Annotated in this window: 21 protein-coding genes; 13 read left to right on the top strand and 8 right to left on the bottom strand. The window is 68.8% G+C overall.

Features of this window, described 5'->3' with window-relative positions:
* Window positions 1–157: 157 nt before the first annotated feature.
* The 4 genes from FJU31_RS10775 to FJU31_RS10760 all read right to left on the bottom strand — a co-directional run bounded on the left by FJU31_RS10775 (window position 158) and on the right by FJU31_RS10760 (window position 4,374).
* Window positions 158–745, bottom strand: coding sequence for a cysteine dioxygenase family protein (locus FJU31_RS10775; RefSeq protein ID WP_150454739.1), 588 nt, complete (start codon window positions 743–745; stop codon window positions 158–160).
* Between the two features lie 119 nt (window positions 746–864).
* Window positions 865–1,722: a rhamnogalacturonan acetylesterase gene (locus FJU31_RS10770; protein ID WP_150454738.1), complete on the bottom strand. Its 858-nt coding sequence runs from the start codon at window positions 1,720–1,722 to the stop codon at window positions 865–867.
* 1 nt (window position 1,723) lies between these two features.
* Complete coding sequence (locus FJU31_RS10765) at window positions 1,724–3,349, bottom strand: carboxylesterase/lipase family protein (protein ID WP_150454737.1); 1,626 nt, start codon at window positions 3,347–3,349, stop codon at window positions 1,724–1,726.
* Window positions 3,346–4,374: an alpha/beta hydrolase gene (locus tag FJU31_RS10760; protein ID WP_425473683.1), complete on the bottom strand. Its 1,029-nt coding sequence runs from the start codon at window positions 4,372–4,374 to the stop codon at window positions 3,346–3,348. Before FJU31_RS10760 ends, FJU31_RS10765 begins: the two co-directional genes overlap by 4 nt.
* Before the next feature lie 156 nt (window positions 4,375–4,530).
* Here FJU31_RS10760 and FJU31_RS10755 point away from each other — a divergent pair, with 156 nt between their 5' ends.
* The 10 genes from FJU31_RS10755 to FJU31_RS10710 all read left to right on the top strand — a co-directional run bounded on the left by FJU31_RS10755 (window position 4,531) and on the right by FJU31_RS10710 (window position 15,130).
* A complete protein-coding gene (locus FJU31_RS10755; protein ID WP_150454736.1) occupies window positions 4,531–5,358 on the top strand; it encodes a 2-keto-4-pentenoate hydratase in 828 nt (275 codons plus the stop codon).
* Window positions 5,359–5,398: 40 nt separating this feature from the next.
* Window positions 5,399–6,400, top strand: a complete 1,002-nt coding sequence (locus FJU31_RS10750; protein WP_150454735.1) for a TRAP transporter substrate-binding protein — start codon at window positions 5,399–5,401, stop codon at window positions 6,398–6,400.
* A 10-nt stretch (window positions 6,401–6,410) separates the two neighbouring features.
* A complete protein-coding gene (locus FJU31_RS10745; RefSeq protein WP_150454734.1) occupies window positions 6,411–6,941 on the top strand; it encodes a TRAP transporter small permease in 531 nt (176 codons plus the stop codon).
* Window positions 6,942–6,944: 3 nt separating this feature from the next.
* On the top strand, window positions 6,945–8,228 hold the full coding sequence (locus tag FJU31_RS10740; protein ID WP_150454733.1) for a TRAP transporter large permease: 1,284 nt from the start codon (window positions 6,945–6,947) through the stop codon (window positions 8,226–8,228).
* A complete protein-coding gene (pelA, locus tag FJU31_RS10735; protein ID WP_246161293.1) occupies window positions 8,225–9,373 on the top strand; it encodes a pectate lyase in 1,149 nt (382 codons plus the stop codon). Before FJU31_RS10740 ends, pelA begins: the two co-directional genes overlap by 4 nt.
* 34 nt (window positions 9,374–9,407) lie before the next feature.
* The gene (locus FJU31_RS10730; RefSeq protein WP_223176409.1) at window positions 9,408–10,994 is read left to right on the top strand and encodes a family 43 glycosylhydrolase; all 1,587 of its coding nucleotides are present in this window, start codon (window positions 9,408–9,410) and stop codon (window positions 10,992–10,994) included.
* Window positions 10,995–11,032: 38 nt separating this feature from the next.
* The gene (locus tag FJU31_RS10725) at window positions 11,033–12,091 is read left to right on the top strand and encodes a LacI family DNA-binding transcriptional regulator (RefSeq protein ID WP_108767196.1); all 1,059 of its coding nucleotides are present in this window, start codon (window positions 11,033–11,035) and stop codon (window positions 12,089–12,091) included.
* 162 nt (window positions 12,092–12,253) lie between these two features.
* A complete protein-coding gene (gene kduI, locus FJU31_RS10720) occupies window positions 12,254–13,102 on the top strand; it encodes a 5-dehydro-4-deoxy-D-glucuronate isomerase (RefSeq protein WP_108767197.1) in 849 nt (282 codons plus the stop codon).
* 81 nt (window positions 13,103–13,183) lie between these two features.
* On the top strand, window positions 13,184–13,939 hold the full coding sequence (gene kduD, locus FJU31_RS10715; RefSeq protein ID WP_108745609.1) for a 2-dehydro-3-deoxy-D-gluconate 5-dehydrogenase KduD: 756 nt from the start codon (window positions 13,184–13,186) through the stop codon (window positions 13,937–13,939).
* A gap of 93 nt (window positions 13,940–14,032) precedes the next feature.
* Window positions 14,033–15,130, top strand: a complete 1,098-nt coding sequence (locus FJU31_RS10710; RefSeq protein WP_150454731.1) for a GDSL-type esterase/lipase family protein — start codon at window positions 14,033–14,035, stop codon at window positions 15,128–15,130.
* A 79-nt stretch (window positions 15,131–15,209) separates the two neighbouring features.
* On the opposite strand, the gene FJU31_RS10705 is transcribed toward FJU31_RS10710, so the two are convergent.
* Complete coding sequence (locus tag FJU31_RS10705; RefSeq protein ID WP_150454730.1) at window positions 15,210–15,860, bottom strand: DMP19 family protein; 651 nt, start codon at window positions 15,858–15,860, stop codon at window positions 15,210–15,212.
* Between the two features lie 135 nt (window positions 15,861–15,995).
* Here FJU31_RS10705 and FJU31_RS10700 point away from each other — a divergent pair, with 135 nt between their 5' ends.
* Window positions 15,996–17,198 (top strand): Fic family protein, encoded by a 1,203-nt coding sequence (locus FJU31_RS10700; RefSeq protein WP_150454729.1) that lies wholly within the window; start codon window positions 15,996–15,998, stop codon window positions 17,196–17,198.
* 81 nt (window positions 17,199–17,279) lie between these two features.
* Here the strand turns inward: FJU31_RS10700 and phhA are convergent, their stop codons facing one another.
* Window positions 17,280–18,173 (bottom strand): phenylalanine 4-monooxygenase, encoded by an 894-nt coding sequence (gene phhA / locus FJU31_RS10695; protein WP_150454728.1) that lies wholly within the window; start codon window positions 18,171–18,173, stop codon window positions 17,280–17,282.
* 125 nt (window positions 18,174–18,298) lie between these two features.
* Between phhA and FJU31_RS10690 the strand changes: the two genes are divergently transcribed.
* A complete protein-coding gene (locus tag FJU31_RS10690) occupies window positions 18,299–18,781 on the top strand; it encodes an Lrp/AsnC family transcriptional regulator (RefSeq protein WP_079224542.1) in 483 nt (160 codons plus the stop codon).
* An 87-nt stretch (window positions 18,782–18,868) separates the two neighbouring features.
* The gene (locus tag FJU31_RS10685; protein ID WP_150454727.1) at window positions 18,869–20,866 is read left to right on the top strand and encodes a hypothetical protein; all 1,998 of its coding nucleotides are present in this window, start codon (window positions 18,869–18,871) and stop codon (window positions 20,864–20,866) included.
* 41 nt (window positions 20,867–20,907) lie between these two features.
* Here the strand turns inward: FJU31_RS10685 and FJU31_RS10680 are convergent, their stop codons facing one another.
* Window positions 20,908–21,900, bottom strand: coding sequence for a patatin-like phospholipase family protein (locus FJU31_RS10680; protein WP_150454726.1), 993 nt, complete (start codon window positions 21,898–21,900; stop codon window positions 20,908–20,910).
* 146 nt (window positions 21,901–22,046) lie between these two features.
* Window positions 22,047–23,084: a TIGR00266 family protein gene (locus FJU31_RS10675; protein ID WP_150454725.1), complete on the bottom strand. Its 1,038-nt coding sequence runs from the start codon at window positions 23,082–23,084 to the stop codon at window positions 22,047–22,049.
* Window positions 23,085–23,242: the final 158 nt, after the last annotated feature.

Genomic DNA, 23,242 nt, shown 5'->3' with positions numbered 1-23,242 from the left:
CTCGACTGCTCTTCGCATGGCACCAACAGCAGTCGAGCAAGCTCGACTATACGAGGCAGCGCAGCGCCCAGACGGTTGAACAAGGTGGCCGTCGTGCCGCGTTGATGGGAGGCGGAGCCGCCGGGCATGGCCCGGCGCTATCTGGGGCGGGACGCGGTCAGGCCGTGTCAGTCTCCATCATCTTCACCCGGTGCTGGTACCAGCCATCGTCGAGCGGATCGAACACGGCGCTGCGTTCCATCACGCCCTGGTACACATGCACCGACACTGCCACGTCGGTATCGCTGGCGTTGCGCAGCGTGTGGTACTCGTGCGGCGGAATCAGGCTGCCGGCGCTGCCGCAGTAGCCGTACAGGGCTTCCTGCGCGGCGAAGCGGTGGCGGTCGCCCTGCCGTTCCAGCAGCGCATAGGGGGTGACGATCAATTCGCCCTGCCAGACGCCTTCCACGCACCACATCGCGTCGTGGTCGTGCAGCGGCGTGCCCTGCCCCGGGCCCCAGCACATGGCGATGACGCTGTAGCCCAGGGTCGGGCTGCGGTGCAGTTCACGGCGTGCGTAGTGGCCGTCCACCGGGCGGCGCACGCTCGGCGGCAGTTCGATGAGCGGATCGATGATGGCCTCGCGCAGCACCTTCTGCAGGGCGTGGGTGATCAGCGCCGGATCCGCCAGGCAGACCGCGCCGTCGATGGCCGCCAGCAGGTGATCGCGGCCGGTGAACGGCAGTGGTGTGAACGTCGCTCCCATGTCGGCCAGTCTAGGCGAGCCGGGTTAACAGAATGTTTTCAGATCTTCATTGTTTCTAGATGGTGCGAATTTCGGCAACATTCGGCGCAATTGGCCTCATTTTAGCGACATTTCTGCCATCATGGCAGCAGCACTGCGCGCAGCTCCGGTACCTCGCGCGCCAGTTCCGTGGCCACCAGGGTGGCGAACACCCGGGCGCCCTTGTCGCCCAGATGGGTGTAATCGAAGGCCTGCTTGGCCTGCCCCATCGGTTCCAGCGCGGCGTTCTGCACCGCCGCCGGTGCGCCGGCCAGGGCAGGGCTGGCGCCAACCGTGGTGCCGCCCAGGGCGCTGGCCACCTGCGCCTGCGTGGCGGGTGCCTGCGCAAGCCGCATCGCCGCCACCGGTCCCAGCGCCTGCACCAGCGCGCGGCTGCGGCCATGCAGATCGACCAGCGGCACCTGCAGTTCGCGCGCCACCGCCCGCACGCTGTCGGCCCACGGTGCCAGGTCGTCCACCAGCACGCCATCGGCGAACTGGCGTCGGCTCAGCGGGGTCAGCAGCACCGGTTTGGCGCCGGCCGCGCGCACCTGCTGCACGTAGCGGCGCAGGTTGTCGGGAAACTCATGCTGCAGGTCGGTCGAGCGCCCCGGCTTGCCCGGCTGGTCGTTGTGGCCGAACTGGATCAGCACCCAGGTGGCGGCATAGCCCGGCGTGCGTATCTCCGCCTCGACCAGCGCCCACGAACCCTCGGCGCGATAGTTGTAGGTGCTGCGGCCACCGCGCGCCAGGTTCAGGCAGGCAGCGAACGAGGTCATGTGGTCGGCGCAGAAGGCCGGGCCCCAGCCGCCCTGCACGGCGGTGGTCGAATCGCCGACCAGCACGATCTTGCTGGCGCGGATCGGTGTGGGCGCGGGGCGGTCGCTGATCGACGGGTCGACGGCGGCGTGGGCCGCGCCGGCCACGGCCAGGGCCAGCAGGACAGGCAGCAGGCGCATCTCAGGCGGTGCCTCGTTGCAGGAAGGGGACGCGCTGGTAGAGCTCGCGCTCGCCACCGCGCGGGTCATCGGCGCCGCGGCTGCGCACGTCGAACAGCATCGTGCGCCGCTGCGGCAGGGTGTACGGCGCCCAGTCCGCCAGCCCGGCGTGGTTGGGGTCGCCGTGGCGGGCGAAGGCGATCAGCGCGTCGCTCATGGTCGCCGCCAGTGCACGTGCGTCTTCGCCACCGCCGGTGCGCGCCGTGGGCAGGCCGGCGTTGTCGAACACCAGCGGAATGTCCAGGGTGTGGAAGGCGCGCAGGCGCCCTTCTTCCACCGGCGAGGGCCAGTCGAGCTGGTAGGACCAGGTTGGTGCCGCCGTGGCCGGCTGCCGCGCACGCGCTTCCAGCTCCTCCACCGCGCCACGCCAGGAGCGCCCGGCGGTGGTGGCGGCGAAGAACACCTCCGACGCCGTGTAGTGCGGATACAGGCGGCGGTAGTGCTCGATCACCACCGACGGCAGCAGATCGACGAACTGCTGTTTTTCCAGCTGCGCTGGCAGGGTGTTCCAGTCCAGCGCGAAGTTGCCCGGGTCGTTGCCGAGAAAGGCGCGGGTTTCATCGTGGGTGTTGCCGATCACCATCGGGATGGAGGCCGACTGTGCCGGTGCCTGTGGCCAGAACGGATGCACCGGCAGCACCACCTCGTCCAGCACCGGCCCGAAGTACAGCGCCGTGTCTTCCACCCGCGACGGATCGCGGGCGCGGGTGGCTGCCAGCAGGTCGGCCGCTGGCAGGCGCAGCAGCGCGGCCAGGTCCGAAGCGTGCACCGCCTCCATCGCCACCGCCGCGCGCTGTGCGGCCGCGCGTGGGCCGGCGGCGGTGACCTGCTGGCCGCTCATGGTCCACGCCCGCTGGAACAGGCCGCGCGCGGTCGGCATCGCCATCAGCGTGGCGATCTTGGCGCCGCCGCCGGACTGGCCGAACACGGTGATGTTGCCCGGATCGCCGCCAAACGTCGTGGCGTGCTCGCGCACCCACCGCAGCGCCTGCACCAGGTCCAGCTGGCCGGCATTGCCGGACGCGGCGTAACGCGGATCGCCCAACGCGCCCAGGTACAGGTAACCAAAGGTGTTCAGGCGATGGTTGAGGGTGACCACCACCACGTCACCACGGCGGCACAGCGCGCTGCCGTCGTACAGCGGGTCGCTGCCGGAGCCGTTGTTGAAGCCGCCGCCGTGGATGTAGACCAGCACCGGCCGCCGCGCGCGCGCATCCAGCGCCGGCGTCCACACATTGAGGAACAGGCAGTCCTCGCTGCCGGGGCCTTCCGCGCCCCCCTGCGCTGCCGCCGCGCCGTACTCCAGCGCGTCGGCGATGCCGCGCCAGGCCGCTTCGGGCCGGGGTGGCTGGAAGCGGTAGGCGGCCGTGTCCGCGCCGTAGCGCAGGCCGCGGAACACCAGCACGCCCTGTTCGCGCTGGCCGCGCACCCGCCCGCCACGCACCCGTGCCAGCACCTGGGTGTCATCGCGCGGGCCGGGCGCCGCCAGCGCGGCTGGCAGTGCCGCCACGGTGGCCGTGGCCAGCGCCCAGCGCGCGCTGTCACGCAGGAAACGGCGTCGCTGCAGATCGTTCGGCCCGGTGTTCATCGGCCACCCCGGGGTTGGATCCCCTCGCCAGAGGAGAGGGGCTCTGACCCCATCTCAGCGCCCGCCAGCCACGCCTCCGCCAGCAGCGGCCACACCGCCAGCGTCGACCCCGCCGGCACGCGCATCCCGAAACCATGCCCACCGTGGGCGAACAGGTGCAGCTCGTGCTCGACCCCGGCCGTGGACAATGCCGCAGCCATCAATTCACTGTTGTGCACGCTCACCACGCGGTCGTCGTTGGCGTGGATCAGCAGGGTCGGGGGCATGTCCGCGCGCACCTGCTGCTGCATCGAGTACTGCGCGGCCAGCACCGCATCGGGGTGCTCGCCGAGCAGGCGACCGCGCGAACCGCTGTGCGCATGCGCGCCCATGTCGATGACCGCATAGACCAGCACCGCCCGCGCCGGGCGCGCGCTCAGCTGGTCGATGGCATCGCGTGCCGGGTACGCCGCGGCATCGAAGCCGGTGGCCAGCCGCGCAGCGACGTGGCCGCCGGCGGAAAAACCCATCACCGAGACGCTGCCGGCATCCAGACCGCGCCGCGCGGCCTGCTCGCGCACCACCCGCAGCGCGCGCTGCGCATCGGCCAGCGCGGCCTGGCGGTCGCGGCCGGGCTGCGGCAGGCGGTAGCGCAGCACGAAGAGGGTGTAGCCGGCGCGGTCCATCCATTCCGGCACGAGCGCACTGTCTTCCTTGTCGATCACCACGCGCTGGTAGCCGCCGCCGGGGATGACCAGCAACGCGCGCCCGTTCGGCCGTGCCGGTGCATGCACCAGCAGGTAGGGCGCATCGACCTGGTCGACGTAGCGGTCGGGGTGGGCCGGGTCGCTGCTGCGCTCGACCACCCGCGCCGGCCGCGCCGGGCCCTGCTCGCCGGGGACCTGGCCGTCGGGCCACAGGGCGATCCGCTCGCCCGCCAGCTCCTGGCCGGGGCGTTCGTTGTCGCGCGGCGGCGCGGCGGTGGAGGTCAACGGCAGGGCCAGCAACAGCCCGCACAACAACAGCACGACAGGACGCAGACGCATGGCAGGCAACGGCTCCGGCAGGACGGGGACAGGGTGCGTGGTGCATCCGGTGGTAGCACGTGATGCGCTGCGGCTTGCACGATGACACCGGTTTACCATATACACCTCCTGCAGACGCTGTCGATGGGCAGTGCAACAAATACAGGGAGACCGTTCTTGAGCAACGAACACGGCACACATGGGCAGACGCCGCCGCCGGACGATGCGGCCGCGATCGCCCAGGCGTTCACCACCGCCCGCCGCGCCGGGCAGTCATTGGCCGCATTCCCGGGCACCATCCCGGACACCCTGGTGGGTGCCTACCAGGTGCAGGATCTGGCCATCGCCGACTGGGATGACCGCGTGGTCGGCTGGAAAGTGGGCTACATCGCCGCCGAGCGCCGTGATGTCTCCGCGGATGACCGCCTGCTGGGCCCGGTTTTCTCTCGTCAGCTGAAAAATGCTACCGGTGGAACAACGGACATTCCGGTGTTCGTCGGCGGCTTTGCCGCGGTCGAAGCGGAGTACGTGCTGGAGCTGTTGGAGGACGCTCCGGCCGGACAACTGCACTGGTCGCCGGAACAGGCCGAGGCCCTGCCCGCGCGCCTGTACATCGGCGTGGAAGTGGCCAGCAGCCCGCTGGCCACCATCAACGAACTCGGCCCGCGCGTGGTGGTGTCCGACTTCGGCAACAACAACGGCCTGGTGCTGGGGCCGGAGATCGTCGACTGGACTGCGCGCGATGAAACCTCGCTGCGTGCCGAGACGCTGATCGAAGGCGAAGTGGTCGGCACCGGTGGCGCGACGCGCCTGCCGGGTGGCCTGCGCGCCGCCTATGCGTTCGCGCTGTCCCGTTCGGCGCTGCGTGGCCGGCCGCTGCGCAAGGGCGACCTGATCGCCACCGGCAACGCGACCGGCATCCATGACATCACCGCCGGGCAGACCGCGCTGGTGCGTTTCGCCGGCTTCGGCGACATTGCCTGCCGGGCCGTGCCTGCGGGATGACCGCCGGCCTGCCCTGGTGAACACGCGCGGGAGGGCGCAGATGATCACACGACGTAACTTCCTGGCCGGTGGTGCTGCCGCCCTGGCCACGCCGATGCTCGCGGCCTGTGGCCGCGGGCCGGCCGCTGGCGTTGACGGCGGCACCCTGCTGACCGCCACCGACGTGCACGTGGCCGACTACCCCACCGTCACCGCGGTGAAGTGGATCGGGCAGACGCTGGAACGCGAGACCAATGGCCGCCTGCGGCTGCGCCAGTATCACTCGGGCCAGCTCGGCCGCGAGTCGGAAGCGATCGACATGGCCCGCTTCGGTGCCATCGACATCACCCGCGTCTACGCCGGTGCGCTGAACAACGCCTTCCCGCTGACCCAGGCGCTGTGCCTGCCCTACGTGTTCAAGTCGGTGGCGCACCAGCGTGCCGCACTGGACGATGGCGTGGCCGAGGCCGTGCTGCGCGGCTTCGAAAGCCGCGACCTGGTCGGCCTGGCGATCTACGATTCCGGCGCGCGCTGCTTCTACAACACCAAGCATCCGATCGTTTCGCCGAAGGACCTGCATGGGCTGAAGCTGCGCGTGGCCTCCTCGGACATCTTCATCCAGCTGATGCGCCTGCTCGGTGCCAACCCCACGCCGATGTCGCTGGGCGATACGTTCTCGGGCATGGAAACGCACATGATCGACGGTGCCGAGAACAACATGCGCAGCTTCCACTCCAGCCGTCATTTCGAGGCCGCGCACTACTGGTCGCAGAGCGATCACTCCTACGCGCCGGACGTGCTGCTGATGTCGCGCGCCAGCTTCGAGCGGCTGAGCCCCGATGACCGCCAGCTGCTGCTGCACACCGCGCGTGCTTCGGTGGGCGTGATGCGCGAGCAGTGGGATGCATCGGAAAGCATTGCGCGCCGCGCGGTGCTCGACTTCGGGGTGAAAGCCAACGAAGTGGACATGCCCGCCTTCCGCGCTGCGGCCCAGCCGCTGCTGAAGGAGTACCTGCAACAGCCGGACATCGCCGCGCTGGTCGACCGCATCCGCGCTGCCTGAGGAACCTGCCATGACCGAGACCTTGCCGCCCGCCGCCGGGCCCGGACAGCGCCTGCTGGACCGCATTGCCGACATCGCCATCTACTGCGCCGTGACCGCCCTCCTTGGGCTGGTGGTGGTGCAGGGCTGGCAGGTGTTCGCCCGCTACGTCATCAACGATTCGCCCAGCTGGACCGAGCCGGTCACCCTGCTGCTGCTGGCCACGGCGATGAGCCTGGGCGCGGCCTGTGGCGTGCACACCAACCGCCACTTCGGCTTCTTCCTGCTGCACGCCTACATGGGCCCCGGCCTGCGCCGCGCGGTGGACGTGCTGGTGCAGCTAGTGGTGGCGGTGCTGGGCGGCTTCATCGCCTTCTGGTCGGCCGACCTGCTGCTGGACGGGATGGACATCAAGACTGCCGGTGCCAACCTGCCGCAGAGCATCAACTACCTGCCGCTGGCGGTGGGGGGGGCGCTGATGGTGCTGTTCGCACTCAACCGTGCGTGGAAAGCGCTGCAGGCCAGCGACGCTGGCAGTGACGACGCTGAAGGAGATCGTTGACCCATGGGCATCACCATCCTTTTCGCTGTATTCGCCGTGCTGCTGCTGCTCGGCGTGCCGGTGGCCTACGCACTGGCCGCGGCCGCACTGGCCACCCTGCTCTACCTGGACATCCCCAGCATCGTGCTGGTGCAGCAGATCTCGGCCGGCACCGGCTCGGCCTCGCTGATCGCCATTCCATTGTTCATCTTCGCCGGCGAAATCATGATGCGCGGTGGCATCTCCGAGCGCCTGATCGCACTGGCGTCCTCGCTGGTCGGCCGCATGCGCGGTGGCCTGGGCCAGGTGTCGATCCTGTCGTCGCTGTTCTTCGGCGGCGTGTCCGGCTCGGCCATCGCCGATGTCTCGGCGGTCGGCGGCACGATGATCCCGCAGATGGTCAAGCGCGGCTATGACCGCGATTTCGCGGTGAACGTCAGCATCACCGCCGCGCTGGTGGCGCTGCTGGTGCCGCCCTCGCACAACCTGATCCTGTTCTCCGCCGCGGCCGGTGGTGGCCTGTCCATCGCCGATCTGTTCGCCGCAGGCATCGTGCCGGCACTGCTGATGACCGTCGCCCTGATGCTGACCGGCTACGCCGTGGCACGCCGCCGCGGCTATGGCGTGGAAATCTTCCCGGGCTGGCGCGCGGTGCTGCTGCGCGTGATCTCCGCCCTGCCCGGCCTGGGCCTGGTGGCGCTGATCTTCATCGGTATCCGTGCCGGCATCTTCACCGCCGTGGAGAGCGCGGCCATCGCCGTGGTCTACGCCCTGCTGGTGACCACCGTGCTGTATCGCCAGCTGCGCTGGCGCGAATTCTTCGACACGGTCATCCATGCCGCGCGCAGCACCGGCGTAATCCTGTTCGTCATCGCCACCGCCGCGGTGTTCGGCTGGCTGCTCGCCTACCTGCAGGTGCCGACCGCTGCGGTGGACTTCCTGCAGTCGTTCGCGCACAGCCAGTTCATGGTGCTGCTGATGATCGTGGTGATGCTGCTGCTGCTGGGCACCTTCATGGACCTGGCGCCGATGATCCTGATCTGCACGCCGATCTTCCTGCCGGTGGCCAAGGCCTATGGCATCGATCCGATCCACTTCGGCCTGGTGCTGGTGCTGACCGGCGGCCTCGGCCTGGTGACGCCGCCGGTGGGCTCGGTGCTGTTCATCGGTACGTCGATCGGCAAGATCACCGTCGGCCAGAGCATGCGCACCATCTGGCCGTTCTGGTTCGCCGCGCTGGCGGTGCTGCTGATCGTCACCTTCTTCCCGCAGCTGTCGCTGTGGCTGCCGGCCGCGCTGCGCGCATGATCCGGCGTCGCGCGCTGCCGTTGCTGCTGGGTGTGGGCATGGCCGCCACGGCGGCCCATGCCGCGCCGCCGGCGGCGACGCCTGCCATCCCGGTGGGCCGCTTCAACGACGGGGTGAACCACTGGCGCAGCGGCCATGCGGCCGCTTACGCACGGCTGGACCCACAGCAGTACCGGCAGATCGCCGACAACCTGCTGGTGCTGCAACGCCGCTCCGGCGGCTGGCCGGTCAACCAGGACCCGCTGCGGGTGCTGGACGCCGCCGCCCGCGAGGCCGCCCGCGCGGCCCAGGATGAGCCCGGCGGCAGCTTCGACAACCGCACCACCTATACCCAGGTCGACTACCTGGCAGAAGCCTTCGCCCGCAGCAACGACCGCCGCTATCGCGATGCCGCGCTGCGCGGGTTGGACTTCATCCTCGACCAGCAGATCCGCAGTTGTGGCGGCTGGCCACATTCGGTGCCGGCGCGCACCGATTACCACGACCGCATCACCTTCGCCGACGACGTCACCAGCGGCGTGCTGGCCACCCTGCGCCAGGTGCAGGACGCACCGCGCTTCGCCTTCGTCGATGCCGCGCGCCGCGCGCGGGTGGCCACGGCGGTGCAGCGCGGCGATGAGTGCCTGCTGCGCCTGCAGGTACGCCAGCACGGCCAGCCGACGCTCTGGGCCGGCCAGTACGATGCCACCACGCTGCAGCCGGCACCCGGACGAAAATTCGAGCTGGCCGCGCTGGTGACCGACGAAAGCGTGGGCGTGGTGCGTTACCTGATGTCCATCCCCGATCCGTCGCCGCAGACGGTGCAGGCCATCGAGGGTGCGCTGGCGTGGTTCCAGGCCAACGCGTTGCGCGGCCTGCGCCTGCAGACCGTCGACGCACCGGCCGAACAGTTCGCCCATCACCGCAGCACCGTTGATCGCCGCCTGCTGGCCGACCCGGCTGCGCCGCTGCTGTGGGGCCGTTTCCACGACCTCGCCGACAACAGCGTGGTGCTGGCCAACCGCCAGGGCGAGCGCCTGCAGAACTACGAACAGGTCGGCCGCGAGCGGCGCACCGGCTACCACTGGTACGGCACTTGGCCGCAGGCCCTGCTCGATCACGACGCGCCGGCCTGGCGTGCGCGCATTGGCCGCCCTGCCGCCTGACTTTGTCACTGCACCCGCACCTCGGAGGAACCCGATGCTGTCGCGCACCGCTCTGAAGTCCCTGCTTGCCGCCACCCTGCTGCTGGCCGTGCCCGTCGTCGCGCAGGCGCAGGCACCGGCCACGTCGTGGAAGCGAGGCATCGAGAACCAGCGCCAGGCCGACCTGGGCGATGGCACCTTCCTCAACCCGGTGTTCGCCGGTGACCGCCCCGATCCGTCGGTGCTGAAGGACGGCGAGGACTACTACCTCACCCTGTCCTCGTTCGACGCCTACCCCGGTCTGCCGATCTGGCATTCGCGCGACCTGGTGAACTGGCAGCCGCTGGGCCATGCGATCACGAAGAACGTGGGCGCGATCTGGGCGCCGGACATCGTCAAGCACAAGGGCCGCTACTACATCTATTTCCCCGCCCGCACCGGCGACAGCCGCAGCAACTTCGTGGTCTGGGCCGACAGCATCAAGGGGCCGTGGAGCGAGCCGGTCGACATCGGCCTGGGCGGCTACATCGACCCCGGCCACGCCGTGGGCGAGGATGGCAAGCGCTACCTGTTCCTCAGCGGTGGCGACTACGTGCAGCTGGCCGACGACGGCCTGAGCGTGGTCGGCACGCCGAAGCACGTCTACGACGGCTGGAAGTACCCGCAGAGCTGGGATGTGGAGGCTTATGCGCAGGAAGGCCCGAAGATCCACTTCCGCGATGGCTGGTACTACATGACCACCGCCGTGGGCGGCACCGCCGGCCCGCCGACCGGGCACATGGTGATCACCGCGCGCTCGCGCTCGATCCATGGGCCGTGGGTGAACGCGCCCAACAACCCGATCATGCGCACCCAGTCGGCCGCCGAGCCGTGGTGGTCGCGCGGCCATGCCACGGTGATCGAAGGCACCGACGGGCGCTGGTGGATGATGTACCACGGCTACGAGAACGGGTACTGGACGCTGGGCCGGCAGGCCCTGCTGGAGCCGATCGAGTGGACCGCCGATGGCTGGTTCGTGGCCAAGGGCGGCGACCTCGGCCAGCCGCTGCACAAGCCGTCCGGTGAATCGGTGGGCGCGCATGGCATGGCTCTGTCCGATGACTTCCGCGGCAAGACGCTCGGCCCGCAGTGGTCGTTCTTCAACCCGGCCCAGGACGAGTACCGGCGGCTGGGCTTCAGCGGCCAGGGGCTGGTGCTGCAGGGCAAGGGCGAGACCCCGCGCGACAGTTCGCCGCTGACCGCCATCGCCGGCGACAAGGCCTACCAGTTCGAGGTGGAGATGGATATTGCCCCGGGCGCGGTGGGCGGCGCCCTGCTGTTCTACAGCGACCGCCTGTACGTGGGCGTGGGCAGCAACGGCGAGACGTTCATCATGCACCGCTACGGCGAGGAGCGCCCTACCCGCTTGGCGGCCAGTGCAAAGGGCGGCAAGCTGTGGCTGCGGGTGACCAACAACCGCCACATCGTGACGATCCACTCCAGCACCGATGGCCAGCGCTGGGAGAAGTACCCGGTTCAGATGGAAGTGTCCGGTTACCATCACAATGTGGCTGGCAAGTTCCTGGCACTGAAACCGGCGCTGTATGCGGCTGGCGACGGTGCGGTAACCTTCCGCAGCTTCCGCTATCGCGCGCTGGACTGAGCGCGCGCTGGAATCCCCAGACTTACCGGGTTCACTACATGTCAGTGCGCAACAAGAACGATGCCGCCACGCCGGCATTGGCGAAGGGCAAGGCCGCCACGATCAACGACATCGCGCGACTGTCGGGAGTATCGAAGAAAACGGTTTCACGGATCATCAACAACTCGCCCCTGGTGCGCAAGGACACGCGCGACAAGGTCGAGGCGCTGATGCGCGAGGTCGGCTACACGCCTGATCCGCTGGCCCGTGGCCTGGCCTTCCGCCGCTCCTTCCTGATCGGCATGGTCTACGACAACCCGACCGCCCAGTACATCGTGGACATGCAGTACGGCGCACTGGACGCGCTGCGCGGTTCCAGCTTCGAACTGGTCGTGCACCCCTGCGACAGCCGCAGCCCGGGCTACATCGACGGCGTGCGCCGCTTCGTGCAGCAGCAGAAGCTGCACGGGGTGATCCTGGTACCGCGTGCCTCCGAGGACCAGGCGCTGGCCGACATGCTGGATGAGATCGGCTGCCGCTTCACCCGCGTGGCCGCGCTGCCGCTGGATGAAACCTCGCAGATGGTGGTCACCCACGACCGCGACGGTGCGGCCGAAGCGGCCGATTACCTGCTTTCGCTGGGCCACCGCGAGATCGCCCTGGTGACCGGCCCCAGCGCCTACCGTTCCGCGCACGAGCGCACCGCCGGCTTCATCGACGCGCTGGCCCAGCGCGGCATCGAGCTGCCGAAGGACCGCATCATCGAGGCCGGCTACACCTTCGAATCGGGCGTTGCCGCCGCCGAGAAGCTGCTGCTGGGCAAGCGCCGGCCGACCGCCATCTTCACCGGCAACGATGAAATGGCCGCCGGCATCTACAAGGTGGCGCTGCGTGCGGGCATCAACATCCCGCGCCAGCTGTCCATCGTCGGCTACGACGACAGCCCGCTGGCCTCGCGCCTGTGGCCGTCGCTGACCTCGGTGCGCCGCCATACCCGCGACACCGGCCGCACCGCCGCGGCGATGCTGATCCAGCCCGACAGCCAAGCCGCGCTGCAGATCGCCAGCGTGCGCCCGCACCTGATCGTCCGCGACTCCTGCCAGCCGCCAGAGGATTGAGGCCTTCGGCCTCAATCCGGTAGGTCACGACCGTTGGTCGTGACGCTTCACTCCCCCCTATCGTGCGACGCAAAATGACACCGGTTACCAACCGCCGCTAGAATCGACCGTGAACCGCGCCGGGGCCGAACCCTTCGGCCCGCCCCCTGCTCTGGAGAAGCCATGTACTGCAAGACCCACTACGCCACCCATCCCGACGCCATCAAGGGCGCCAGCAACGACCAGCTGCGCGAGCTGTACCTGCTCGACGGCCTGTTCAATGCCGGCCAGGTGACCCTGAAGTACACCCACTACGAGCGCTTCGTGCTCGGCGGCGCCGCCCCGGTCGATGCCCCGCTGGCCCTGCCGGCGCAGACCGAACCGGCCTCGGCCGCCGGCCACCCGTTCCTGGAGCGCCGCGAGCTGGGCGTGATCAACGTCGGCAGCGGCACCGGTACCGTCACCGTCGACGGCACCGTCTACACGCTGGGGCCGAAGGACGGCCTGTACGTGGCCATGGGCAGCAAGGACGTCGTGTTCGCCTCGCAGGACGCTGCCAACCCGGCGCAGTTCTACCTGGCCTCGACCCCGGCCCATGCACGCTTCGAAACCAAGCAGCTGTCGATCAAGGATGCGGTGGCGCTGGATCGCGGCGCGCTGGAAACCAGCAACGAGCGCACCATCTACCAGTACATCGTGCCGGCCACCTGCCAGTCCTCGCAGCTGCTGCTGGGCCTGACCGTGCTCAAGCCGGGCAGCGTCTGGAACACCATGCCGCCGCACCTGCACGACCGCCGCAGCGAGGTCTACTTCTACTTCGACCTGGGCGCCAACGACCGCGTCTACCACTTCATGGGCGAACCGGACGCGCAGCGCCACATCGTCATGCAGAACAACGAAGCGGTGGTGTCGCCGCCGTGGTCGATCCACATGGGCGCCGGCACCAGCAACTACGCCTTCATCTGGGCGATGGGTGGCGAGAACCTGGATTACACCGACATGCACGTGCTGGACATCTGCCAGCTCAAGTAAGCCCTGCCCGGCCGCCGCGCACCGCGCACCGGCGGCCGTCGCCGCACCCCCCGCTCGCCTCTACCAAGGAACGCAAACGCAATGGCTAATCCCTTCAGCCTGGAAGGCAAGGTCGCTCTGGTAACCGGTGGCAATACCGGCCTGGGCCAGGGCATCGCCGTGGCACTGGCCGCCGCTGGCGCCGACGTCGCCGTGGCCGGCATCGCCCCGCCCACCGAAACCATCGAAAAGATCACCGCGCTGGGCCGCCGCTGCCTGGCCATCGAAGCCAACCTGATCAGCATCGAGCCGGTGGCGCGCGTGGTGCGCGAAACCATCGAAGGCTTGGGCGGGCTGGACATCCTGGTCAACAACGCCGGCCTGATCCGCCGCGCCGATGCGGTGGACTTCAGCGAGCAGGACTGGGACGACGTGATGAACGTCAACATCAAGTCTGCGTTCTTCATCTCGCAGGCCGCCGGCCGCCACTTCATCGAACAGGGCCACGGCAAGATCATCAACATCGCGTCGATGCTGTCGTTCCAGGGCGGCGTCCGCGTGCCGTCGTACACCGCCAGCAAGAGCGGCATCGCTGGCATCACCCGCCTGCTGGCCAACGAATGGGCAGGCAAGGGCGTGAACATCAACGCCATCGCGCCGGGCTACATGGCCACCGACAACACGGCCGCCCTGCGTGCCGATGCGGACCGCAACAAGGCGATTCTCGAGCGCATTCCGGCAGGCCGCTGGGGCAACCCGGAAGACCTGGCCGGTGCGGCGGTGTTCCTGGCGTCGTCGGCGTCGGATTACATCAACGGTGCCGTGCTGCCGGTCGATGGTGGCTGGTTGGCGCGCTGACGCACGCCGTTCTGTAGAGCCGAGCCCATGCTCGGCTGTCGCGCTCTGATCGAAAAACAGCCGAGCATGGCTCGGCTCTACAGGAGTGCCGCGATGCGAAGGCTGTTGCTGCTGTTGCTGCTGTCGTGCACCACCGCGCAGGCGGCGCCGGTGCGGCTGTTCATCGCCGGCGACTCCACCGCGGCCGAGTATGGGCCCGAGCGTGCGCCACAGGCGGGCTGGGGCCAGGCGCTGCAGAGCTACCTGGACCCGGCACGTTTCGAAGTACACAACCATGCCAAGGGCGGGCGCAGCACGCGCAGCTTCATCGACGAAGGGCGCCTGGAGGCGATCGCCAGCGAGCTGCGCCGCGGCGACGTGCTGCTGATCCAGCTCGGCCACAACGATGCGAAGTTCGAAGACCGCACGCGTTACACCGACCCGGACACCGACTATCCGCGCCTGCTGATGCGCTATGTGCAGGTGGCGCGTGACAAGGGCGCCACGCCGGTGCTGGTCACGCCGGTGGCGCGGCTGCTGTACGACTTCGGATCGCTGCTGGATACGCACGCGCGCTACACGCTGGCGATGCAGCAGCTGGCGGCGCGCGAACACGTCGCGCTGATCGAGCTCAATGACCGCAGCACGCGCTGGATACGTGCGCTTGGCGAGCAGGGCGCGCGCCCGTATTTCCTGTTCGTGCCCGAGCAGAGCAAGGCCGACGGCACTCATTTCAGCGTGGCCGGTGCCAATGCGGTGGCCTGCCTGGTGCTGCGCGAGGCCGTGCCGCTGCTGCCGGCGCTGCAACCGGCGCTGGTGCGCGACATCGACTGCGACGTTATGGGTGCAGGGCAGGGCACCGATGCAGCACGCCCCTCGCAGGTGCTGCACGAAGAGGCGATTGCACGCGTACAGCCGGGCCCGCACGGTGGCGCGGGGCCGACCACCGCGTACCCTTTCTTTGCCGACGCAACGGACCTGCCGTTCGTGCTGCGCAAGCGCGTGCTGCACAAGGGCGCCGGCATCGGCCTGCACCCGCAGCACAAGGACGAGATCTATTACATCGTGAGCGGGCAGGGCAGCTATGTGCTGGATGGCAAGCAGCACGACGTGCGCGCGGGCCACGCGCTGCTGACCCGCACGGGCAGCACGCATGCGCTGCAGCAGGTGGGTGAGGAGGATCTGGTGGTGCTGCTGGCGTACCCGCGATGATCGAAACGCAGCCGAGCATGGGCTCGGCTCTACACGGGCAGCGCTGAACTGTAGAGCCGAGCCCATGCTCGGCTTGGCCTTACAACGGCTCCGGGCCGAAGTGCTTCAGCCCCAACCGCGCCAGGTCTTCCGGCCGCTCGAAATAGGCTTCGTCGAAGGCGTGCAGGGCGGCCTGCTCCTCCTCGGTCATCGCGCCGTACAGGTCGTGCAGCTGCGTGATCGCCGGGTCGTCCTCCAGCCGGTGCAGCAGCCCGCGCATGCCGGCCAGGATCGCGTGGGTCTGCACCGCGCCCATCGCCTGCAGCGCACGCAGCGCCAGTTGGCAGGTGGGATCGCCCCAGTTGCACAGGAACTGCATGAAGCCGCCGTTGTTGATGTCCGCTTCCATGCGCCACAGCGCCACCAGCTGCTGGTCTTCGTCGGACAGCGCATCCAGCGCCCATGCGGCCGCCTTCAGGCGCGCCAGCGCCGCCTCGTAGCGGTCGTCCCACACCTGGCTGGGGATATCGACCACGCCCGCCTCACGCGGCGGCAGCAGTGCGGGCCAGTTCACGCCCAGGCCATCGGCGGTGGCGACCCAATGCGCGCGCTGTTCGGCCGTGGCTTCGAACAGCGCGGGCGCCCAGCGCAGTGGCTGGCGGGTGCGGCGGCCATCGGCCAGGCTCAGCAGGATGAAGTCGTCGTTGAAGGCGACGTCGGTTACGCGCAGCGAAGCAAATGCATCAGTCATGCCGTGCAGGATAGCGGCGCCGTCGGCGTACCCGGAAACTTCAAAACACCCTAATACTTTTGAAGTTTAGTTGCATAAACTTCAAAAGCGTGGGAGGCTTTTGAAGGATAGGGGTGGTCCCAGCGGAGATTTCCGATGCGTCGCGCAGACATTGCAGGGCCCTTGCAGGCGTACCTCGTTCCCGTGGAAGGTCGGCCCAATCTGCTGGCCATGACGCCTCCTCCGACGCCCCGTCGGCTGCCGGAAGGGCATGCGGGCTCGCGGCAGCGCCTCATCGCTGCAAATGCATCGCTGGACCGTCTGGATCAGGCGATGCGGCAATGGCCAGCCCCTGACATGGTGACCCGGACGCTCGCGCGACGCGAAGCCGTCCAGAGCTCCCAGATCGAGGGGACCCAGACCAACCTGGACGAGCTGCTGGTGTTTGAGGCCACGCTCGGCTTGGACGGTCTGCCTGCCGATGTAGTGGTGACCGAGCGTTACGTGCAGGCACTGCAACGGGGCCTTGATGCGGTGCGTTCAAGCGGTCGCGAGGCGCTCGATCTCGCCCTGGTGAATCAGCTCCACGCGGTGTTGATGCAGGACGCCCCGGACGACTTTCCCAAAGGCCGGTACCGCCAGGAGCAGGCCATCATCGGCCCTCTGGGCGGACGACTGGAAGACGCCCGTTTCGTGCCTTCCCCGCCGGATCGCATTGAACCGGCAATGCGGGAACTCGAGCAGGCGATGTTGAAGTACGAGCCCGCCGAGGAAGAGCAGTTCGAACTCAACATCATCGCGCAGCTCGCGATCGCCCACGCCCAGTTTGAAACCATCCATCCCTACAAGGACGGCAATGGGCGCACGGGAAGGCTGCTGCTGCCGTTGATCCTCGCCGCAGAACAGCATCCGCCGCTCTATCTGTCAGGCGCCTTGTTGCGCAACAAAAGCGCCTACTACGACGCGCTCAACCAGGTCCAGCTTCGCGGTGAGTGGGGGCCATGGATGGATATGCTGTGCCAGGCCGTGGTGGAGTCTGCGCACGATGCGATTTCCATCGCCGATGACATGTCACGGCTCACTGCAGCGTGGGAGACTGAACTTCAAGGCTATCGTCGCGATTCGGTGGCGCGCAGGCTTCCGCCCCTGCTGGTCGGCCACCCGGTGGTGACGGCAGGCCAGGTGGCTGCGCTGCTTGAGGTGTCTGACCGATCAGCCCTGACGGGCATCTATGCGCTTGAGGCAGAGGGAATCCTCGTACCGGGCAATGATCGTCGTTGGGGACGCACCTATCACGCGCACGCGGTGCTGCAACGGCTCAATCAACTGCCCACTCCGCTTCACGACCGACCGCGCTGACCCGCAGTCTTCGGGGTCAGTCTTCGGGGTCAGAGCCCTTTCGTGCGAAAGGGATCTGACCCCAACGGCCAGATGGTGGCCTCACACGTCTCCGCCGTCCGCCCACCCCTCACCCGTACCCGCCTGGAACACGCGGTCATCGGCCTGCACGTCACCGGCCGGCAGGTGCGCCTGGTCGGCCAGTGCGGCGTAGATCGGGGTGAAGTCCGGCGAGGTCGCCTGCATCAGCTGCTCGAAGCTGTCGGTGACGAAGTAGGTCTTCTGGAAGGTGTCGATGCGGTACTTCGTGCGCATGATCCGCTGCAGGTCGAAGCCGATGCGGTTGGGCGCGGCCGATTCCAGGGAGTACAGCGATTCGCCCTTCGAGGACACGATGCCGGCACCGTAGATGCGCAGGCCGTCGGGCGTGTCGATCAGGCCGAACTCCACCGTGTACCAGTACAGGCGGGTCAGGTTCTGCAGCGCGTCCGGGCCGATCGCGTGGGCCTTGACGCCGCCGCGGCCGTAGGCCTCCATGAAGTCGGCGAACACCGGGTTCATCAGCAGCGGCACATGGCCGAACAGGTCGTGGAACAGGTCCGGTTCGGCGATGTAGTCGATCTGGTCCGGGCGGCGGATCCACCAGGTCACCGGGAAGCGGCGGTTGGCCAGGTGGTCGAAGAAATCCAGTTCCGGCAGCAGGCCTTCCACGCCCACCAGGGTCCAGCCGGTGGCCGCGCCCAGCACTTCGTTGAGCTGGTCGAAGCGCGGGATCATGTGCGCGTTCATGCCCATTTCGTCCTGCGCGTCGAGGAACTCCTGGCAGGCGCGGCCGACCAGCAGTTCGCGCTGGCGCTGGTACAGCGTGCTCCAGGTGGCGTGGTCGTCGGCGGTATAGGTCTCCCATGGCTGCTCGACGAGCGCGGTGGTGTACACCGGCACGTAGCCCTTGTCGGTCTGCTGGTGTTCGACGCGGCGGGGCTGGGCGAGGTCCATGGGGCACTCCTTGAAGGGATACCGGTGATGCTAGGGCAGGGTGCGCGCAACAGGGTTGCAAAAGTTGCGCGTAACAGGCCTCGTGGCGCAATATCCTTGCGTACTCACCGTGTTGCGGGGCAGCAATGGCCGGAGAAGTCCAGTTCGATCGCACGGATATACGCCTGTTGGCCGAGATCCAGCGTGATGGTCGCGCCACCAACGCGGAGTTGGCGACGCGGGTGAACCTGTCGCCGTCGGCCTGCCTGCGGCGCCTGCAGCGGCTGGAAAGCGAAGGGGTGATCGTCGGCTACGGCGCGCGCCTGGAACCGCGCCAGCTGCGCCTGGGCCTGCAGGCCTTCGTCCGTGTGCAGCTGGAAAAGCACGACCAGGCCGCCATCGGCCACTTCGTGGACAGCGTGCAGGGCTGGGATGAGGTGGTGGCCTGCCACGCCCTGACTGGCGACATGGATTACCTGCTGCACGTCTACGTGCGCGACCTGGAGCACTTCTCGCGCTTCCTGCTGGACAGGCTGCTCAACGCCGGTGGCGTGGCCGACGCCAATTCCAGCTTCGTGCTGCGCACGGTGAAGGGCTTCCAGGCGCTGCCGCTGTCGCAGCTGGAGTAGACCGGCCGCCGCCATTTGACGGCGCCGGGCGGGTAGCCGAGCATCACCGCCCTGCGCGCGCCGCAGCGTTCCTTTCCGGTTCCAGGCATGTCCGAACTCCAGCACCCGGTGCTTACCACCACCTTCCTGCCGCTGCAGCGCAAGTCGCTGGCGCGCTACATCGCCCATGGCACGCCGCCGCAGACCGCGCTGGAACAGGCCGGGCTGATGGCCGCGCAGCTGTGCCGCGCGCGCCTGCATACGCCGGCCGAGATCGAGCGCCTGCTGCACGAGGCCTGTGCGCTGTTTGCCAGCCATGACGGCGCGGCCGAGCAGCTCGCCGGCGCCGGCGGTGGTGGCCAGCCGGAACTCGATGCCTGGCTGGCCGAGCTGGCCGCCCACGGCGTGCTGCTGGCCCCGGCGGAGATCCTGCATGACTTCATCGTGCAGTCGCCCAGCGGGTACCCCGGCCTGGCCCTGCAGCAGGCCTGCCAGGAAACCCTGGCCGAGCATGAGATCCGTTTCCCGGCCGCCTTCGCCAGCGACGACGAGGACGACGACCAGGACGAGGCCGTTGCCAGCGACGCGCGTGCAGTCGAACACCATGGCCTGTACACGTCCGAGCAGGCCCGCGTGCTGCGCGCGATCGCGGCCAACCCGGATGAGCTGATCGACCTCGATGGCTACGCCGGTACCGGCAAGGGCCACCTGGTGCTGGCGCTGATGGATGCGCGGCCGGGCCGCTATACCTACATCGCGCCGTCGCGCGGCCAGGTCGAAGCATTCCGCGCCCGCGTGCCGGCCAGCACGGCCGTGCGCCTGCTGACCCAGATCGAATTCGCCAACCGCGTGGCCCAGCACGCCGCGCGCAGTGGCCAGACAGGCGGCTTCGTCGCCAGCTACCGGCGCAGCACCCGCACCCCACGCGAGATCGCCGGCCGCATCGGCCTGCAGGGTATCGGCGGGCGCAGCCCGGAGCAGGTGCTGCTGACCGCGTTCGAGGCCATCAACCGCTGGTGCGCCTCGTCCGCACCGCGCATGGCCTTCCAGCATTTCGACCGGTCGGTGCCGGCCGCGATGCTCGACGTGGCGCCCTACCTGGCGGCGGCCGAGCACGTCTGGCGCAGCATGTTCGATGCCGAGCTGCAGCGGAGCACGCTGCTGAGCCTCAGCCCCGCGCACATCGGCAAATGGCTGGCGCTGCGCGGCGTCACCCCGCCGCAGGACATGGGCATGCTGCTGGTGGACGAAGCGCACGACCTGAGCCCGTCGTGGAAGCAGTTGCTGGCCGGCCACGCCCCGGGTGTGGTCAGCCTCGGTGATCCGCACCAGTGCCTGTCCGGCACCGTGCCGCGCTGGACCGCATCGAAGGTGCTGGAAATGCACCAGTCGGTGCGCCAGGGCAATCAGGTGGATGGCCTGGTCAACCAGGCGCTGGCGCTGGACGGCCTGGGCCAGGACAGCGGTCCTTTCGTCGGTGCCGCCGACCGCGCCACCGGCGTGCTGCATTACCGCGACTGGTCGCAGGTGCCACGCGAAGGCCTGCGCATCCACGGCAACGTCGCCGATCTGGCGCTGGATGCCGCACAGCTGCACGCGAACGGGTTGCGGCCCTACCTGCACCCGGCGTCGCTGCGCGCGCTGCGCAGCGCGTTGCAAGGGCCGCTGGATGCATGGCGCCGTCGCGACAGCGGGTCGAACCAGGCGCAGGAGCATTTCCTGTCCACGCAGGCCGGGCAGGGGCAGGGTGCTCTGCTGGAGCTGTTCGCCTCGGCCGACCGCGTGCAGTCACTGCTGCAGGCACTGGATGACCAGGACACACCCGCCGATGGGCGCGTGGTGCTGTGCCTGGCCGAACACGCGAAGAACCTGCAGTTCGACGTGGTCTCGCTGTCGCCTGGGTGCTTCAGTGCGGGGCAGGGCGCGCGCATCTGGCACAACCCGGTGCGCGCGGTGTACCTGGCGCTGACCCGTGCACGCCGTCAGCTGCACGTGCCGGCACATGGCATGGAACAGCTGCAGCACACTGCGGCGCTGCAGGAACTGGCGCGCCAGGCCCGCCGGCGCGAACGGCAGCAGGCCAGTGGCTACCGGCCCGCGCGCTAGAAAAAGATCACGCGCCGCTCAGCAGCGGCGCGCCGGAACACTCAGCACTTTTCCTTGCGGCCCATCAGCCTGCCCAAGCGCGAGGGCTCATCGCACTTCGGCACCACCGGTGCAGCCGGTGCCAGTGCAGCGGCACGTGCCTTCTGCATCTGCTGGATCTTCGCGCGGATCTGCGGCATTGCCGCCATCGCAGCCTTCTCGCCCTCGAGAATCGCGGTGCCGCGCTGGCTGAAATCGGCGGCGCCGATGTCCAGCACCTTCGGCCGGATGACGATGTCGGCGCGTGCCAGTTCCTGTTCGCCCAGGCGCTGGCCCATGATCGAGATCGACTGGTTGACGATGCCCAGCATGCCGGTCGGTGCCTTGCCGCTGGCCTTGCTGGAGATGTCCACGGCGATGACGAACTCGGCGCCCAGCTGGCGCGCGGCATCGACCGGCACCGGGCTGACCACGCCGCCGTCGATGTAGTTGCGGCCACCGATCTTCACCGGCTCGAACACGCCGGGGATGCTGCTGGAGGCGCGCACGGCCTGGCCGACGTTGCCGCGCACGAAGATCGCGCGCTCGCCGGTTTCCAGCTGGGTGGCCACGGCGGCGAACGGCTTCTTCAGCTTCTCGGCCGGGCGGTTGGCCACCTGTTCGTTGACGTAGTCCTGCAGCTTCTGGCCCTGCACCAGGCCGCCGGAGAACAGGCGCACGTCGCGGATGCTGGCTTCATCCAGTGCCACGGCCTTGCTCTGCATCTGGAACGCGTCCATGCCGCTGGCATACAGCGCGCCGACCACGCTGCCGGCGCTGGTGCCCGACACCACCACCGGTTCGAAGCCATTGGCTTCCAGCATCTTGATCACGCCGATGTGGGCAAATCCCTTGGCCGCACCACCGCCGAGGGCGATGCCGATCCTGATCGGCTTGGCCTGTGGCACCAAGGTCGGCTGCGGCGGCGGAGTGGGGCGGACCTCTTCGCCACCGCAACCGGCCAGCAGGCCGAGCAGGGCGACGGACAGCAGCACGCGGGGGCGGAACAGGCTCATCGGCAATGCGCTCGGGGCGCCGGATTCAGGAAAGGGCGCCAGCATACCGAAGGATGCAAAATCCATGGGTAGCGCCGGTCCATGCCCGGCGGATGGTTCAGGTGCCGCTGTGCTCGCCGGGCATGGCCCGGCGCTGCCGTGCAGCGTCAGAACCGGTTGTCGCCGCCCAGGAACCCGCTTTCGCCGCGGCGCTTGCCGCCCCCCTGCGGCGCGGCCATCCACATGCGCCCGGCCAGGCGCGAGAACGGCAGCGACTGCAGCCAGACCTTGCCCGGCCCGGTCAGGGTGGCCAGGAACACGCCCTCACCACCGAACAGCATGCTCTTGATGCCGCTGACCCGGCGCACGTCCATCTCCACCGTCGGGTGGTAGGCCACCACGCAGCCGGTATCCACATCCAGGCGCTCGCCGGCGGCCAGCTCGCGCTCGATCACGCAACCGCCGGCATGGATGAAGACCCAGCCGTCGCCCTCCAGCTTCTGCATGACGAAGCCTTCGCCGCCGAACAGGCCGGTCATGATCCTGCGCTGGAACTGCACGCCGATGCGCACGCCGCGCGCGCCGGCCAGGAAGCTGTCCTTCTGGCAGATCAGGCGTCCGCCGTGCTGGTCCAGCTTCATCGGCAGCACCGTGCCGGGGTAGGGCGCGGCGAAGGCGACCTTGCCGCGGCCGGTGCCGGTCTGGGTGTAGACGGTGGCGAACAGGCTTTCGCCGGTCACCACGCGGCGGCCGGCGGCCATCACCTTGCCCATGAAGCCGCTGCTGGCCTGCGAGCCGTCGCCGAACACCGTGTCCATCTGCACCGTGGATTCCTTGAACATCAGCGCGCCGGCTTCGGCGATCGCGCTTTCACCCGGGTCCAGGCCGATCTCCACGAACTGCATTTCATGGCCGACGATGCGGAAATCGATCGGATCGCCGTGGCCGCCGCTGCTGCTGACCGTCTCGGTTGCGGCCGGTGCGGCAGCGGGCAGGACCGGCGGCGCAGGGACGGGTGCAGCAGGCGCTGCCGCTGCTGCAGACCCCTGCAGGACGCTGATGTCGGACACGGGTGTCCACCCTTCCATGCCCTGGCGCCAGGCCAGCGCGTGCGGGTTGGCCTGCGCAAAACGGCGCGCAGCGTCCTCGTCGAGCGGGCCGATCCGCTCGGCCTGGCCGGCAGCATGGAAGTACCACTGGGTCATCGCAGCAGCTCTCTGGCAGGGGGAAACACCGAGTCTAGCGGTCCGCCGCGGGCCTGCCGGTGAGGGGCCATGAACGATCGGTATTTGCGACGCAGGTGCTGTATTGCAACAATTATCTGGTAGCGCCGTTTCACCACCCCTCCAAACACAGCCTACCG

Origin of the sequence: Stenotrophomonas cyclobalanopsidis (assembly GCF_008710035.1) — a bacterium.
Lineage (GTDB): Bacteria > Pseudomonadota > Gammaproteobacteria > Xanthomonadales > Xanthomonadaceae > Stenotrophomonas > Stenotrophomonas cyclobalanopsidis.
Note: the sequence above shows the minus strand (reverse complement) of the source record. Positions and strands in the feature narration are given on the sequence as shown.

Excerpts from the sequence above, each read along its gene's own strand:
- FJU31_RS10775 (WP_150454739.1), bottom strand. The coding sequence starts at position 745 with ATGGGAGCGACGTTCACACCACTGCCGTTCACCGGCCGCGATCACCTG.
- FJU31_RS10770 (WP_150454738.1), bottom strand. The coding sequence starts at position 1,722 with ATGCGCCTGCTGCCTGTCCTGCTGGCCCTGGCCGTGGCCGGCGCGGCC.
- FJU31_RS10765 (WP_150454737.1), bottom strand. The coding sequence starts at position 3,349 with ATGAACACCGGGCCGAACGATCTGCAGCGACGCCGTTTCCTGCGTGAC.
- FJU31_RS10760 (WP_425473683.1), bottom strand. The coding sequence starts at position 4,374 with ATGCGTCTGCGTCCTGTCGTGCTGTTGTTGTGCGGGCTGTTGCTGGCC.
- FJU31_RS10750 (WP_150454735.1), top strand. The coding sequence starts at position 5,399 with ATGATCACACGACGTAACTTCCTGGCCGGTGGTGCTGCCGCCCTGGCC.
- FJU31_RS10745 (WP_150454734.1), top strand. The coding sequence starts at position 6,411 with ATGACCGAGACCTTGCCGCCCGCCGCCGGGCCCGGACAGCGCCTGCTG.
- FJU31_RS10740 (WP_150454733.1), top strand. The coding sequence starts at position 6,945 with ATGGGCATCACCATCCTTTTCGCTGTATTCGCCGTGCTGCTGCTGCTC.
- pelA (WP_246161293.1), top strand. The coding sequence starts at position 8,225 with ATGATCCGGCGTCGCGCGCTGCCGTTGCTGCTGGGTGTGGGCATGGCC.
- FJU31_RS10730 (WP_223176409.1), top strand. The coding sequence starts at position 9,408 with ATGCTGTCGCGCACCGCTCTGAAGTCCCTGCTTGCCGCCACCCTGCTG.
- FJU31_RS10725 (WP_108767196.1), top strand. The coding sequence starts at position 11,033 with ATGTCAGTGCGCAACAAGAACGATGCCGCCACGCCGGCATTGGCGAAG.
- kduI (WP_108767197.1), top strand. The coding sequence starts at position 12,254 with ATGTACTGCAAGACCCACTACGCCACCCATCCCGACGCCATCAAGGGC.
- kduD (WP_108745609.1), top strand. The coding sequence starts at position 13,184 with ATGGCTAATCCCTTCAGCCTGGAAGGCAAGGTCGCTCTGGTAACCGGT.
- FJU31_RS10710 (WP_150454731.1), top strand. The coding sequence starts at position 14,033 with ATGCGAAGGCTGTTGCTGCTGTTGCTGCTGTCGTGCACCACCGCGCAG.
- FJU31_RS10705 (WP_150454730.1), bottom strand. The coding sequence starts at position 15,860 with ATGACTGATGCATTTGCTTCGCTGCGCGTAACCGACGTCGCCTTCAAC.
- FJU31_RS10700 (WP_150454729.1), top strand. The coding sequence starts at position 15,996 with ATGCGTCGCGCAGACATTGCAGGGCCCTTGCAGGCGTACCTCGTTCCC.
- phhA (WP_150454728.1), bottom strand. The coding sequence starts at position 18,173 with ATGGACCTCGCCCAGCCCCGCCGCGTCGAACACCAGCAGACCGACAAG.
- FJU31_RS10690 (WP_079224542.1), top strand. The coding sequence starts at position 18,299 with ATGGCCGGAGAAGTCCAGTTCGATCGCACGGATATACGCCTGTTGGCC.
- FJU31_RS10685 (WP_150454727.1), top strand. The coding sequence starts at position 18,869 with ATGTCCGAACTCCAGCACCCGGTGCTTACCACCACCTTCCTGCCGCTG.
- FJU31_RS10680 (WP_150454726.1), bottom strand. The coding sequence starts at position 21,900 with ATGAGCCTGTTCCGCCCCCGCGTGCTGCTGTCCGTCGCCCTGCTCGGC.
- FJU31_RS10675 (WP_150454725.1), bottom strand. The coding sequence starts at position 23,084 with ATGACCCAGTGGTACTTCCATGCTGCCGGCCAGGCCGAGCGGATCGGC.